Below are 14,581 nucleotides of genomic sequence, written 5' to 3' on the forward strand. Positions count from 1 at the left end.
ATGTACGGATAGGCACCGTAACTCCAATTTTTTTTATTTAAAAAAAAAATATACTAATTTTTTTATACTTCGAGCCAATGATGAACCCTATGAGCTCTGAATCCATGATGACTGATGGGCGAGCTGAGGCTTATTCAAATTCAACACATCATTATTTCAGATATATTTAGTGTTTATTTGAAATAATCTCATCACATAAATAGCTAAGATCATCAAACACTTTTTTCCCTTGTAATTTTTTAATTTCAGGCCTCATGACAATAACTACAGGTATATTAAGATCAAGTGCAGCTTTAATCTTAGACATCACCCCACCACTGTCTCCACTTTCCTTTGTTAAAATAATCTCTATTTGGTATTCTTCCATGAGGATGCGGTTAAATTTTGGGGAAAATATTCCTTCCATAGCCACTATGTTTCCATGAGGAATGCCAAGTTTGAGACATTTTTCAATAGAATAAACTGCAGGAAGAGTCCGAATCACAATAAAATGAGGAGAGATCTTGTTGGTAAGATGATGCAAGGTGTTCACGCCAGCAAGATGTAAAATTTTCCCCTTAACTTGATTTTTTTCCAGTAAATCCTCTTTTTTAATTTCCAATATTTTGCGGGTGGCTTCTTCAAAGGAATAACACTTATGAATAAGTTCGCTGTCTGGAAGATCACTTGGAGGTCTTTCAAAACGAACATATTCAATTCCTGTTTTTTCAGATGCAATTATGGCATTTTGAGTGGCTAGAGATGCAAAAGGATGGGTTGCATCGATTAATATTTGGATACTGTTTTCTTCTATTACCCTAACCAACTGGTCAGAATTAAAATATCCTTCCAGGACTTTACTTGCTCCGGAACTTTGTGCCAGATCAGTTCCATGGCTAGTGGTGGCAGTAGCCAGAACAGACACATTGCCCTTGGATAGAGATTTTATAATCTTTCTAGCGTCACTAGTGCCAGCCATTACTAATACATTCATTCTAAACCCCTTAACAAATCATTAACCTTTCAAACATTTTTTATATTAATTTTTCTGCCAGCCAGTCACTAACCAGGATGGTACTTGCAACTAACAAAATTAAAATCCAATCAAAGACATCTAGAGCTGTAGTTCTGAAGATTCCTTGAAGGAATGGCAAGTATATCACTCCCAATTGAAGAAGAACCGAAGCTAGAACCGCCAGAAAAAGGAATTTATTAGAAAATCTATTAGAAAATCCGCGTTCAGATCGGCAGTTAAAAACATTGAATATTTGATACATGACAAAAACTGTGAAAGCCATGGTCATGGCCTTTACATTTTCATGGGCAGGAGATAGATCAGTGCCTAAAATATAGGAATAGAGAGCCAGAGTTCCTATGGCCATAACCACTCCTGCGATGGCAATCTTTAAGAGACTCCTACTAGGGATGATCTCTTCTTTAAGTGGGGGGCGATTCATAACATTTTTTTCTGGTGGTTCAATACCTAAAGACTGGGCTGGAGGTCCATCCATTATAATATTAATCCATAAAACTTGTATGGGGTTGAAAGGAATTGGTAAGCTAAATATTGATGCTGAAGTTATGGTGAGTATGGCTCCGATGTTGGTTGAAAGCTGAAAACGGACAAACCTCCTAATGTTATCAAAAATAGTGCGTCCTTCACCCACTGTTTTGACTATAGTAGAGAAGTTATCATCTTGTAGGAGCATGTCCGCGGATTCTTTGGCAACATCAGTACCACTGCCCATTGCCACACCAATAGCTGCTTTTTTGAGTGCTGGAGCGTCATTTACTCCATCACCTGTCATTGAAGCCACGTTGCCCATCTTTTTAAGGGTTTCTACAATGCGAACCTTCTGTTCAGGAAATACCCTGGCATATACACTGACATCGTTTACCATGTTTTCAAATTCATTGTCACTGAGATTTTCCAGCTCAGATCCGGTGAGGGCCACAATCTTTTCATCATCAACTAAGCTAATTTCTCGAGCTATAGCCACAGCAGTGTCCTTATGATCTCCAGTGATCATTACAACCTTTATCCCTGCTTTTTTAGCTATTGCTATGGCTTCTTTAGCTTCTTCCCGTGGTGGATCCATCAAGCCCACCAAACCTGCGAATATAAGATCCTTTTCTAGGTTTTCTTTATCATTTAAGTCTTCATCATGATCTAATTTGCGATAAGCAAAACCAAGAACCCTGAGTGCGTTTTCAGTCATTTCATTTAGTTCTTTCATTACATAATCAGTGCCCTCCGGTTTTATAGGGGTTACACCTATTTTTTTTTCGATTTGAGAACATCGGTTCAGTATGGCCTCTGGAGCTCCTTTAATCAGCAAATAACGTTGGTCCTCAATTTGATTCACAGTGGTCATCCTTTTTCGGGTACTGTCCAATGGAATCTCTAGTAGGCGTGGGTATTTTTTTTCCAGTTCCTTGCGTTTGTAACCATTTTCATCAGCATATACTAGTAGAGCAGCGTCTGTAGGGTCTCCTAATAATTTTCCATTAGATTGTGTGGCATTATTGCAAAGGGCAGAAATTGTGAAAATCATTTCTGGATCATTGACCTTAGCTTGGCGGACAGTCATCTGGTTTAGGGTGAGTGTTCCGGTTTTATCTGTGCATATTACATTACAGGATCCGAGAGTTTCTACTGCTAATAATTTTCGGACGATAGCATTACTTCGTGCCATCCGCTGCATTCCTAGAGCTAGGGTTAAGGTTAAAATAGCTGGAAGACCTTCTGGAACTGCAGCCACTGCCAGTGCAACTGCGGTCATAAAAGTTTCCACTAGCGGTATTCCCTGCAAATATTCAAGTACAAACACAACTGAACATACTATAAGAGCTAGTAACCCCAGTGTCTTACCTAAACCTGCAATTTTTTGTTGTAGGGGTGTTGGTTCTTCTTCTTCCTGGATCATCTCCGCGATTTTGCCAATCTTGGTGTCCATACCAATTTCTACGACGACTCCCTTTCCCCGACCTGAAGAAACATCTGTTTCCATAAAAGCCATGTTTTCATTTCCATGATCATCAGAGTATTTGATTTCTGGATGTTTTTCAATGGGAAATGATTCCCCAGTCATTGCAGATTCATCTATTAATAGGTCATGGCTTTCAATTATACGCAGATCAGCTGGAACATTATCCCCCTCCTCTAAGAGAACTATATCTCCGATTGTGAGTTCTCCCGCGGGTACTTTCTGTTCTTGACTGTCTCTGATAACAACTGCTTCATTGGATATCATGCCTTTAAGTTTTTCCATTGCTTTTTCAGCCCGGTATTCTTGAATGAAACCAACAACTGCATTTATAATGACTACGATAACTATGACAATTGCATCCAGAGTATCTCCAACATAAAAAGCAGCAATAGCTGCTATGATTAGTATGAATATGAGGATGTCCATGAACTGGCTAAAAAATATTTGAACTGGTCCTGGCTTTTTTTCCTCTACCAGTTCATTTTTACCGTGTTTTGAAAGGCGTTTTTGTGCTTCAGCATTGGTTATCCCATTTATACTAGAATTAAGTTCCTTTAATGTTTCACTTGCACTTAGATTCTTCCATTTCATGATTAAAGCACACCATTAAGATTGATACATAGAAAAAAATATATTATGATTTTTTTAATATGACCCTATTTTGATAAATTTATTATTTAAAACTGTGTTTATAAAAAACTGCTTTTTTATAATTAACCAACTCCATCTTCTTCCGAGTGTTAATAAAATCGGTTGAAAGTGGTTTTATAATTAGATCAGCCCCTACAGAGTCAGAAAGATTCACCAAATATGGATGCAATTCTTCTGGAGGCCTTAAGGCGTAAATAAGTCCTGCATCCTTATATATTTTTAAGTCAGGTTGTCTAATATCATCTAAGATGATCTGGTCATGGGAAGGTTTAATATCAGTCATGACGATATTGACTTTAAGATGATTCTTCAAGTAAAGGGCAACCTTAAGAAAGTTTCCCACCCCAACTTCCACAATTAAGGGACTATTAGAATAATGTTTTGTGAGATACTCAATAAAATCATTCCACATACAATCACTTCAATTAGATGGAGATATTCATGATTATTAGAGAATTCAAACGCCAAGACGTGAAAAAAGTCCTGGAAATTGAATTAGCATCATTTGATGACCCCTATCCAGCTAATGTGTTGGTCGATATTTACAACTTAGGGGCTGGATTTCTAGTGGCCCAGCAAGATAATATGGTAGTAGGATATATTATATTTTGGATCAGATTTGAGAATGATGGCCACATTATCTCCCTTGCAGTGGATAAAAAATATCGTAGAACAAATATTGGAACCCGATTGGTAGAAACTGCTCAGGAGATCTTTAAAAAATATGACGTGAAAAATATATGTCTTGAAGTTAGAAAAGGGAACCATGGCGCCCGTAAATTCTATAAAAACATGGGTTTCACTGAGAGAACACCGATAACGAATTACTATGAAGATGGTGAAGACGCCGTGGTCATGGATAAATTTCTGGAAATAGATGAACCAGAAGTGCAGAAAAAAACTGAAAAATGAAGATTCTTAAGGTCAACACATTAAAATGTATGGTGATTGAATGAAACAAGTGGCTAAATTAGCTTTAGAGGACGGTACAATTTATCAAGGTGAGGGATTTGGTTATTCCACTATTAAAACAGGAGAAGTTGTATTTGCAACTGGAATGACAGGATACGTTGAATCCCTTACTGATCCTTCTTACAAAGGCAATATATTAATGTCCACATATCCGTTGCAGGGGAATTATGGAATATCAAAGGATTGGTTTCAGTCTGATGGAATAAAAGTTGAAGGATTTATAGTAAGAGAGGAAACTCGCTATCCATCTCATAGACAAAGTGAACAGAACTTATCAGAATTTTTGGATGAAAATAAAATTCCCGGAATAAGTGGAATCGACACCCGTGCACTCACTCTAAATATCCGCAGGCATGGAACCATGAAAGGTGCTCTGGCTACAGAAGAAGTTGATGATGAAGAATTGCTGACTATGGCCCGAACACAACCCAGAATTGAGGATATTGACTTGGTAGACAAAGTATCCGTAACAAAACCCCATATTTTCGGAGAAGAATATAAAAATAGGGCTGTTATCATGGACTATGGGGTGAAAAATAACAGCATTAATGAACTTTTAAAAAGGGAAATTGGCGTAGTTATATTACCTTATAATACACCACCACAAGAAGTACTAGATTATGAACCTGGAGGCTTGTTAGTTTCAAGCGGCCCTGGAAATCCTAGTAGAGTAAAAGAAGGTATTAAAATCGTTCAAAAACTTTCTGAAGAACTCCCAATCTTTGGTATTTGTCTAGGTCAGCAGATTATTTCACTTGCTTTCGGAGCCAAGATTTACAAAATGAAATTCGGACATAGGGGTGCGAATCAGCCCGTGAAAGACCTTTTATCAGGCAAAATTACTATTACATCTCAAAATCATGGTTTTGCAATAGATAAAAAGTCATGTGAAGGTTTGCCAATAGAAATAACCCAAATTAATCTAAATGATAACACAGTAGAGGGTATAAAACACGAAGAACTTCCAATAATCGGTGTTCAATATCATCCTGAAGCTGGACCAGGCCCTAAAGATACTGATTACCACTTCGACAACTTTTTAGAAGATATAAAAAAGAATTGACTAGTTTATACATTTATTAATAATAATGAATTTCAAATAGCCATTAATTGAATGAAAGAGGATTAGAAATGCCACGGGACAAAGATATTAATAAAGTGCTTATTATTGGTTCAGGACCCATCCAAATTGGCCAAGCTGCTGAATTCGATTATTCAGGCTCACAAGCCTGTAAATCCCTCCAGGAAGAGGGTATAAAAACTGTGCTGGTTAACAGTAACCCTGCAACCATCCAAACTGATGTAGACATGGCAGATGAGGTTTATGTGGAACCATTAACCCCTGAAATTGTGGCTCAGATCATTAAAAAGGAAAACCCTGACGCTATTTTACCGACTATGGGAGGGCAAACTGGACTGAATGTTTCAACTGGTTTAGAAAAGATCGGTGCATTGGAAGGAGTGAAGGTAATAGGATCATCAATCCAGACCATCAAAAACGTGGAAGACCGTGACCTCTTTGACAGCTTCATGAAAAATCTCAACGAACCTGTCCCCCAAGCTAAAGCTGTTAAATCATTAGATGAAGCCTTTGAAGCAGTTGAAAAAATAGGATTTCCAGTTATTGTAAGACCGGCATTTACTCTCGGTGGAACTGGAGGTGGAGTTGCACATAATGACCAAGAATTGGAAGAAATTGCCACCCGAGGATTAGACATGAGCTATATTAACCAAGTGCTCATTGATCAGTCTGTACTGGGTTGGCAGGAATTTGAATACGAAGTGATGCGTGATAAAAATGATACTTGCATCATTGTGTGTAACATGGAAAACCTTGATCCCATGGGAATTCATACTGGAGAAAGTATTGTGGTGGCTCCTGCACAAACCCTCTCAGATGCAGATAACCAACGACTTAGAAATGCTTCAATCAAGATCATACGCGCCCTGGGAATCCAAGGAGGCTGTAATATACAGTTTGCTGTTCACCCACTAACCGGCGAGTACAAAGTTATTGAAGTTAACCCCCGGGTGAGCCGTAGTAGTGCATTGGCGTCAAAAGCTACTGGATACCCGATAGCCAAAATTTCAGCAAAAATTGCAGTTGGCATGACCTTAGATGAGATCAGAAACGATATAACCCAAAAAACACCCGCCTCATTCGAACCCAGCATAGACTACATAGTAAGTAAGGTGCCCCGCTGGCCATTTGACAAGTTTAAGGGAATCAGCAGAGAAATTGGAGTTCAAATGAAGTCTACTGGAGAAGTTATGGCCATTGGAAGAACACTTGAAGAATCTCTACACAAAGCCATCCGGAGCTTAGATGTGGGAAGATATGGATTTGATGATGTAGAATTTAATGAAGAAAAACTCAAGAATGCAACTGATGATCGGTTTTTCCAAATTTACAGTGCAATCAAGTCTGGTATGAAAATTGAGGATATCTATTCTTTAACTAAAATTAATCCATTTTTCCTGAATAAAATACTCAATATAGTAGATTGGGAGAAAAAAATAAGTAAAGAAAACATCTTTGATCCTCAAATAATGCTTAAGACCAAAAAAATGGGTTTTTCAGATCGTAAACTTGCAGATATAACTGGTTTAGAAGAAGAGACCATTAGAAAAACCAGGGAAAAAGAAGGAATTGTCCCAACTTACAAAATGGTAGATACTTGTGCAGCAGAGTTTGAAGCACAAACACCCTATTATTATAGTACCTATGAAGAAGAAGATGAAGTAATAGTTACTGATAAGAAAAAAGTTATAATTATTGGTGCTGGACCCATACGTATCGGTCAAGGAATAGAATTTGATTATTGCTGTGTCCACGCAGCAATGGCTCTTAAAAACGAAGATATTGAAACTATTATAATAAATAACAATCCTGAAACCGTGAGTACTGACTACGATATATCCAGTAAACTATATTTTGAGCCCATAACCCTAGAAGATGTTATGAGCATAATAAACAAAGAAAAACCTTACGGAGTGGTAGTGCAATTCGGAGGTCAAACTTCTATTAACCTTGCTGTTCCTCTGGCCCGTGAAGGAGTGCGTATTCTGGGAACACCACACGAGAGTATAGACCGAGTTGAAGATCGGGAAAGATTTACTAAAGTTCTTAATAAATTGGGAATAGCTCAAGCGGATTATGGAATCGCATTTTCATTTGAAGAAGCTAGTGAAGCAGCTAAACAAATTGGATTCCCTGTACTGGTGCGACCATCATATGTGTTAGGGGGTCGGGCCATGGAAATAGTCTACGATGATAATGAACTGAAGGAATATATGAAAGAAGCTGTTCGAATTTCCCCAGAACATCCTATACTGGTAGATAAATTCCTTGAAGATGCCATTGAAATAGATGTTGACGCCCTATCTGATGGAAAAGAGGTATTCATCGGAGGGATCATGGAGCATATTGAAGAAGCTGGAGTGCACTCAGGAGATTCTGCTTGCGTTATACCCCCCCAAAGCATTCCTGAAGATGTTTTAAAAATAATTAAAGATCATACTATTAAATTAGCTCTTGAACTTGATGTTGTAGGCCTTATAAACATCCAGTATGCAGTTAAAATGGATGATGAGAATAATCCTAAAGTTTACATATTAGAAGCAAACCCAAGGGCAAGTAGAACTGTCCCGATTGTGAGTAAAGCGGTTGGTGTTCCATTAGCAAAGATAGCAGCCGAACTAATGATGGGAAAGACATTAAAAGACTTCGGATTGAAAGATGAAGTAAAAATAGATCATGTAGCTGTAAAGGAATCCATATTCCCCTTCATTAAACTTCCAGAAGCAGATTCCATACTGGGACCTGAAATGAAATCAACTGGAGAAAGCATGGGGATCGATTCAAACTTTGGAATATCCTATTATAAAGCACAACTTTCTGCAGGGATGGATCTGCCACAAAAAGGCACAATTTTCATCAGTGTTAGGGATCAAGATAAAGACAAAATCATGGACATTGCAAAAAAGGCAGAAGAACTTGGTTTTGAATTGATCGCCACCCGCGGAACAGCTAAAGCAGTACAAGATCAAGTCGAAATAAATATCATACGTAAAGTTAGTCAGGAATCACCCAATATTCGTGATGCTGTTCTAAATGGCAAAGTAGCCATGATTATAAACACTCCTTCTGGAAAACAATCAGCAGATGATGGGTATTACATAAGAAGAATGGCAGTTGAACTAGGCATACCATATGTAACTACACTAGCTGGGGCTAGAGCTGCTTTAAATGCTATAGAAAATGTGGAAAAAGGAAAAATTGGAGTTAAATCCTTAAAAGAATATCATAAATATGAATAATGTTCTAAAATTGTTAAATTTTTTGTTATAGCCATTTCAGATTGTTTCGAATTCTTACTATTTCCTTTTTTTAAAAAATAGCAGACATACATGATCATTTCAATTTTAGATAATGATAAATATCCCAAAAACAAACATATCAGTGTATGCTTAACATCAAAAACGGATTGGTACTATATGGCCCAGAACTGGAGCCAATGAAAGCTAACATCCTCATTGAAGATAATTATATTGTAGAAGTCTCAGCCGACGCTTCTGGTGGGCGAGAAATCGATGCCAAAGGATGCATAGTTTCTCCATCATTAATTAACAGTCATGTACATTTGGGAGACTCGGTTGCAAAAGATATTGGAGATGGAGAACACATTGAAAATGTTGTGAAACCTCCAAACGGACTGAAACACAAATTACTTGCAAAAACAAACCCTTCAGATATTTGTTGCTCAATAAGGAATTCTTTAGAGGAAATGCTTGAAACAGGAACAACCACTCTGGTTGATTTTAGAGAAGGAGGAGTTAATGGCATTTCACAGATCCAAGAAGCAAGCAAAGACATACCAATACGAAAAATTGTTCTGGGACGTCAGAATTCCTTCTTCAAAGATCCATCCTACAAATCCGGTTCTAAACATCTCAATGATGATTTTGAAGCGGAAATAAGAAAAAATTCCCTTGAACTTCTCGAATATGCAGATGGTGTTGGCCTAAGTGGATTCGGAGAAGTTGATGATAAAGTTGCCAAAATAATAACTGAAACATGCTCCCAAGTTGGGAAAATTTCTGCAATTCATGCTGCTGAATATGAACAAGTGCAACGAAATTCTCTTAAATCCACTGGGAAAACAGAAGTAGAAAGAGCTTTAGATTGTGAATTTAACATTCTGATACATCTTACATCACCAATGAATAATGATTTGGATCTTATAAGGAATGGAAAAAAGTCAGTGGTTTGTTGCCCCCGTTCCAATGGTGCTCTTTCCGTTGGAATACCACCCATAAAAGAGATGTGGAGCAAGGGGATAAACTTATTATTGGGAACAGATAATGTGATGTTCAATTCTCCCAACATGTTTAGGGAGATGGAATATGCCCTAAAATTAACCAGAGGCTTCTATAAGGAATATTTCCCCCCAGTAGAAATATTAAAGATGGCAACAGTTAATGCTGGTCAAGCCCTGAACCTAAACCTTGGATGTATTCAAGAGGGTATGTTGGCAGATATCATGATGGTAGAACTGTTGTCCGACAACCCAATACTGTCCCTGATCAACCGCACTGAATCGAAAAACATAATAGGTCTTGTGACAGATGGTAAACTAATATATATGAGGTGAAACAAATGTACCAGAAAATTTTATTGCCGACAGATGGCTCCAAATTTGCTGAAAAAGCGGCTAAACATGCTATCTGGATAGCTAGTAGAAGCGGTGCTGAAATTATCGTTTTAAATGTTATTGAAACATCTTCATTAGTAGGGCTCCCAGCAGAAGACCTCATAGTAAAAATTAAAGAAATGTTAAAAGAAGAAGGTAGGAGATCCCTTGAAAGAATATCAGAAATGATAACACAGAGTGAAGGTGAATCAAAAATTAAAGATCTTAAAATAACGCTAACAACTGAAGAAGGCTCACCTGCTGATTCAATTCTCAAGACCATTGAAAATGAAAACATTGATTTAGTGGTTATGGGAACTTCTGGAAAACATGGTTTAGACAGATTTTTACTGGGCAGTGTAACAGAAAAAGTGGTTAGATCATCAACATGCCCAGTTTTAGCAGTTCATTGAAGAAAAACTATTTAATATTCTTTTTAGTTGCAGCATATGGCTGGTGAAACAATGCAGATAAAGGACATAATGTCAGAGGAAATACACTTCATACAAGTACCAGGAAATCGTGGCAATGCACTGGAACTAATGCGAGAAAAAAACGTATCAGGATTACCTGTTGTTAAAAAAGGAACCAAAAAACTAGTAGGCATATTAACCCGAACTGATCTAGTAGAAAACCCAGATGAAGAACAAATTGCTCTTATAATGACTCGAGAAATGATAACTGTAGGTCCTGAAGATGATATAGGGGACGCTGCCCGAAAAATGACAGAAAATCATATTCGAAGAGTGCCTGTTGTTGATAAAGAAGAATTAGTAGGATTAGTGACTGCCTCAGATCTCATTAACAAAGCTTTGTGGAAAATGGATATCAGCGATCCTGCAGAAAAATATATGCTCCGCAGCGTACCTACCACATGGGAAAGAACTCCCCTTAAAGTAGCCTTTGAAATTATGCGTTACTTTAACTTAAAAGTAATTCTGGCACTTAGTAATGAAGGAAAACCATCAGGCATTCTTACTGAAACTGATTTTTTAGATGAAAGTGAAGTTGTGTCCGAACAGACTGTGCATAACACATCAGTTGGTACAGAAGGGGATAAATGGTCATGGGATAGTAAGAACGTTCTTTATGTGATTAAAAATCATCTACAATTCTCTGATAAAGAGGTGAAAGATGTTGCAACCAGTGACCTAGCCATAGTCACCACCAAAACTGCTGTGAAAGACTGTGCCAGTAAAATGCGTCAAAGAAAAATTGAACAAATGCCAGTTATTGACGTAGAAGGTGAATTAGTTGGATTGATAAGGGCAAGTGACCTCATTAAATCCATTATTCCTTAGGTTGGACGGTTAAAATGTCTGAAAAAACATTTATTCCCCAACCAATTCTTAAAATAAAATCAGATCCTGAAATTATTCGTGTTGTGGGCAAAAAAGGAGGAGATGTATCTATACAAGATATAAACCTCCAATTTATTATGGCAACACTGTGGTGGGAGGGAAATCCTCAACTAGAAACTTTCTTCAACATAATGGAACTAACTATAAAAAGAGCCTTGCAAGAGGTCCATCCTCATGAGAAACTTGTTTTAGATTACACTTACACTGCCAACGACACCCTGGAAGATGCGTCTGAGATCATGGTAGAAATTGAAAACGTTGAAGCTGATGGTGAAGTTTTAAAAGTGGAAGGAGATATAATCGTCCTATCAGGAAATGATGACCGGGGATTCTTTAAAAAATTAACATCCTTCAGACGCAAGGTTCAAAAAAATATACACCAAGAAATTTGAATATTTATAATCATTAACTGAATATTCTAATTTTTATACCATTTTTTTTTAAATATAATTTATTTCAGCCTTCGTATGCATGGTAAAATTCTTATTAACAAATTTTGAGCTTCTTTTTGGTCTTTAACCCTTCTGGCAACTATTTTGCCCTTGTCAAATATTGTTATAGTTATTCCATTAACTTCCAATATGGCTACGCCCATTTTAGGGGAACATTTCACTTTACCCAGATTTCCAAGTTCGTGGCAAGTTTCAGGAATGTTTAAAGTGTATGGAAGTTCAGTTTCCAACATTATCCTATTTTTCTCATCTTTACATGGCTTATAAACAACCATTTCCATCCCTGAATCATCAGTACTAGAAATATTCATTGTCACCTTTTTAAAACCAACAGCCTTAAATTCAGAAACCAAATAATTTAATAAGTCCTTATCAAGGAGTTTATTAACATTTTTAACTTCAATAAGTGCTATTCCATCATTATCTCTCACCCTAACCACATCAAGACCAGTTAAATTGCTTATTATATTCTCAGCATATCTAATGCGATTAATTTTTGAGGTAGTAATCGTTTGTCCTGTAGGGATTCTAGTGGCTAAACAAGTGGTTGATGGATTATATTCAACATTCATGTCTTGTAGAATAGTTCTCACATCCTTATCAGTGAAACCAATGTTAACCAGAGGTGTTTTAATGTTTTTTTCTATATTCACCATTATTCCTGGCCGGTCTTCAAATAGATCAGTTATGTTTGTTCCATCAACAATAAAATCATAGTGATAATTTGATGCCATTTCCTCCAGTTTCTGGTAAATTTTATTTTTGCAAATGTAACAACGATTTGAAGAATTTGTTTTAAATTTAGAGTCTTTTAAAAAGTCATTTATTATTGTATGGTGTTTTATCCCAATTTTTTCAGCAATCTGTTCTGCTTTCTGGATAAATTCTGCAGGCATAACACCATTATCCACTGTCACTGCCAGAGCATCTTTAGCCTCATTTTTTGCAACGAAAGCCAGTAATGTGCTGTCTGCACCTCCAGAAAAAGCTATAATAACCTTTTTATCCTTGAAAAAGGCCTTTAAATCATCTATTTTTCTTTGGATCTCCATATCCATATATTATCACTGAACTAATTTTTTAATATATTTTAAAACCTTTTTTGCATCTTCTGCCTTGATGTCGATCCCCTCAACGTCCAGATATGTTTCGAGTTTTTTGATTTTTTCCTTTTCCAAGCCAGATTCACTGAAAACACGCATATAATTTCTTTGAGGATAATATATTTTTTTAGCAGTTTCATTTAGCACTTTAAGATCATAATTTGTGATAATCCCTCTTTTTGCAGCAATCTGAAAATTGTAACTCATACTTACCAGAGCCTCTGATAACAGTTCATGGGTTACTGGATCAAAAACAATGGCCACTTCGTCATCAGATTCTATTTTTCCATCCTTATAACTTTTATATACCTCCCCTATTCCAATCATTCCCGCATAATCTAGTTCAGTAGCTCTTAACGCACCCATGCTGGATCCTCCTATAACTGTAATCCCTAATTTTAGGGCTCGAAGTATTTCTCGGTGGGAAACTGCGGGTTTATAGTGGAAAACTCCATCAATGATAGCAATGACATCAGGAGGATGGTTTAATAATGCATCTACGTCACCCCTTGCAACAGGAGGATGATAATCAGCACTTAATATTCCGCGAGCATCATTTAAAGAAAGAGAAGGTCCGAGAAACACTATAATTCTTTTTTGATCCATATCAACACCATTATCCCTATTTATTACTTCTATTTATTTAGATAAGTTTTTTTTTTTGGGTGAAGAAATAGGTTAAAGAAAAATTGAAAATGAAACTCGAAAAAAGGGATATGAAATAATATGAGTTTTTAAGGATAAATAAGGCAATGAAAATAATAAATCATGTATTTAATGCCTAATCATGTTTTTGGAGGCTATTTATGATTTATTTAATGGATGGTAAAATCATTAATTGTGTGATTAGTTTCATTTTGGGATAATTCATTGTGCAATTTAATTATTCGAGGGATTGAAGGATGGTTTTTGCCAAGTTTCTTCTGCCATTTTTCAATAACAAAGTCCAATTCAACCTCACGTGTCCCATGTATGAGGTTATCCGCATGGGCCACCAATTTTTCCTCAAGAGTAATAGGCAGATAATCAATGGCAGGCAATCCAATTAGTTCAGCTTCTTCTTTGGTTATCCCCGCACCTATATGTCTTTCAACAATTTTCACGATTTCGGGTGGAACACCATTAAATCTAAGAATATTAGCCCCAACAATAGCATGTTTTACTCCGTTAGTCTTGGAACGACCCACATCATGGAGCATGGCACCGGCTTTAACCAAATCCAGATCCACATTTGATCCAAATCTAGATGCTAAATCAGTTGCTTTTAGCATTACTGCTTTTGAGTGTTCAATCACGAAAGCATGACAATTGTATTCTTTTAAGACTTGGCATGAATGAAATTGACTATATTGACTCAGAAATATCCAACCTCAATTTCTT

Annotated in this window: 13 protein-coding genes; 7 read left to right on the forward strand and 6 right to left on the reverse strand. The window is 36.8% G+C overall.

Features of this window, described 5'->3' with window-relative positions; genetic code table 11:
• Positions 1 to 166: 166 nt before the first annotated feature.
• The 3 genes from cobK to GXZ72_00865 form a co-directional block, all read right to left on the reverse strand.
• A complete protein-coding gene (cobK, locus tag GXZ72_00855) occupies positions 167 to 973 on the reverse strand; it encodes a precorrin-6A reductase (GenBank protein HHT18103.1) in 807 nt (268 codons plus the stop codon).
• A 40-nt stretch (positions 974 to 1,013) separates the two neighbouring features.
• Positions 1,014 to 3,560 carry a calcium-translocating P-type ATPase, PMCA-type gene (locus GXZ72_00860; protein ID HHT18104.1) on the reverse strand — a complete coding sequence of 849 codons (2,547 nt, stop codon included), beginning with the start codon at positions 3,558 to 3,560 and terminating at the stop codon, positions 1,014 to 1,016.
• Between the two features lie 82 nt (positions 3,561 to 3,642).
• Positions 3,643 to 4,032, reverse strand: a complete 390-nt coding sequence (locus tag GXZ72_00865) for a hypothetical protein (protein ID HHT18105.1) — start codon at positions 4,030 to 4,032, stop codon at positions 3,643 to 3,645.
• Positions 4,033 to 4,061: 29 nt separating this feature from the next.
• On the opposite strand from GXZ72_00865, the gene rimI reads away from it, so the two are divergent.
• The 7 genes from rimI (at position 4,062) to GXZ72_00900 (ending at position 12,038) form a co-directional block, all read left to right on the forward strand.
• Positions 4,062 to 4,532, forward strand: a complete 471-nt coding sequence (gene rimI / locus GXZ72_00870; protein ID HHT18106.1) for a ribosomal protein S18-alanine N-acetyltransferase — start codon at positions 4,062 to 4,064, stop codon at positions 4,530 to 4,532.
• A 40-nt stretch (positions 4,533 to 4,572) separates the two neighbouring features.
• Positions 4,573 to 5,655 carry a glutamine-hydrolyzing carbamoyl-phosphate synthase small subunit gene (gene carA, locus GXZ72_00875; protein ID HHT18107.1) on the forward strand — a complete coding sequence of 361 codons (1,083 nt, stop codon included), beginning with the start codon at positions 4,573 to 4,575 and terminating at the stop codon, positions 5,653 to 5,655.
• Positions 5,656 to 5,723: 68 nt separating this feature from the next.
• Entirely contained in the window at positions 5,724 to 8,912 is a 3,189-nt protein-coding gene (carB, locus tag GXZ72_00880; GenBank protein ID HHT18108.1) for a carbamoyl-phosphate synthase large subunit, read from the forward strand.
• Positions 8,913 to 9,058: 146 nt separating this feature from the next.
• On the forward strand, positions 9,059 to 10,246 hold the full coding sequence (locus GXZ72_00885) for an amidohydrolase family protein (GenBank protein HHT18109.1): 1,188 nt from the start codon (positions 9,059 to 9,061) through the stop codon (positions 10,244 to 10,246).
• Between the two features lie 5 nt (positions 10,247 to 10,251).
• Complete coding sequence (locus tag GXZ72_00890) at positions 10,252 to 10,698, forward strand: universal stress protein (GenBank protein HHT18110.1); 447 nt, start codon at positions 10,252 to 10,254, stop codon at positions 10,696 to 10,698.
• A 51-nt stretch (positions 10,699 to 10,749) separates the two neighbouring features.
• A complete protein-coding gene (locus GXZ72_00895) occupies positions 10,750 to 11,586 on the forward strand; it encodes a CBS domain-containing protein (GenBank protein ID HHT18111.1) in 837 nt (278 codons plus the stop codon).
• 14 nt (positions 11,587 to 11,600) lie between these two features.
• Positions 11,601 to 12,038: a hypothetical protein gene (locus tag GXZ72_00900; GenBank protein ID HHT18112.1), complete on the forward strand. Its 438-nt coding sequence runs from the start codon at positions 11,601 to 11,603 to the stop codon at positions 12,036 to 12,038.
• 59 nt (positions 12,039 to 12,097) lie between these two features.
• Here the strand turns inward: GXZ72_00900 and larE are convergent, their stop codons facing one another.
• From larE to GXZ72_00915, 3 genes are all read right to left on the reverse strand, one after another.
• Entirely contained in the window at positions 12,098 to 13,150 is a 1,053-nt protein-coding gene (gene larE / locus GXZ72_00905) for an ATP-dependent sacrificial sulfur transferase LarE (protein ID HHT18113.1), read from the reverse strand.
• Positions 13,151 to 13,162: 12 nt separating this feature from the next.
• Positions 13,163 to 13,807 carry a TfuA-related McrA-glycine thioamidation protein gene (locus GXZ72_00910; GenBank protein ID HHT18114.1) on the reverse strand — a complete coding sequence of 215 codons (645 nt, stop codon included), beginning with the start codon at positions 13,805 to 13,807 and terminating at the stop codon, positions 13,163 to 13,165.
• Between the two features lie 209 nt (positions 13,808 to 14,016).
• Positions 14,017 to 14,565, reverse strand: coding sequence for a TIGR00295 family protein (locus GXZ72_00915; GenBank protein HHT18115.1), 549 nt, complete (start codon positions 14,563 to 14,565; stop codon positions 14,017 to 14,019).
• Positions 14,566 to 14,581 lie beyond the last annotated feature (16 nt).

It is taken from the genome of Methanobacterium sp. (genome assembly GCA_012838205.1).
GTDB lineage: Archaea > Methanobacteriota > Methanobacteria > Methanobacteriales > Methanobacteriaceae > Methanobacterium.

Bases quoted from the DNA above. Each gene is read 5' to 3' on its own strand.
- cobK (HHT18103.1), bottom strand. From the start codon at position 973: ATGAATGTATTAGTAATGGCTGGCACTAGTGACGCTAGAAAGATTATA.
- GXZ72_00860 (HHT18104.1), bottom strand. From the start codon at position 3,560: ATGAAATGGAAGAATCTAAGTGCAAGTGAAACATTAAAGGAACTTAAT.
- GXZ72_00865 (HHT18105.1), bottom strand. From the start codon at position 4,032: ATGTGGAATGATTTTATTGAGTATCTCACAAAACATTATTCTAATAGT.
- rimI (HHT18106.1), top strand. From the start codon at position 4,062: ATGATTATTAGAGAATTCAAACGCCAAGACGTGAAAAAAGTCCTGGAA.
- carA (HHT18107.1), top strand. From the start codon at position 4,573: ATGAAACAAGTGGCTAAATTAGCTTTAGAGGACGGTACAATTTATCAA.
- carB (HHT18108.1), top strand. From the start codon at position 5,724: ATGCCACGGGACAAAGATATTAATAAAGTGCTTATTATTGGTTCAGGA.
- GXZ72_00885 (HHT18109.1), top strand. From the start codon at position 9,059: ATGCTTAACATCAAAAACGGATTGGTACTATATGGCCCAGAACTGGAG.
- GXZ72_00890 (HHT18110.1), top strand. From the start codon at position 10,252: ATGTACCAGAAAATTTTATTGCCGACAGATGGCTCCAAATTTGCTGAA.
- GXZ72_00895 (HHT18111.1), top strand. From the start codon at position 10,750: ATGCAGATAAAGGACATAATGTCAGAGGAAATACACTTCATACAAGTA.
- GXZ72_00900 (HHT18112.1), top strand. From the start codon at position 11,601: ATGTCTGAAAAAACATTTATTCCCCAACCAATTCTTAAAATAAAATCA.
- larE (HHT18113.1), bottom strand. From the start codon at position 13,150: ATGGAGATCCAAAGAAAAATAGATGATTTAAAGGCCTTTTTCAAGGAT.
- GXZ72_00910 (HHT18114.1), bottom strand. From the start codon at position 13,807: ATGGATCAAAAAAGAATTATAGTGTTTCTCGGACCTTCTCTTTCTTTA.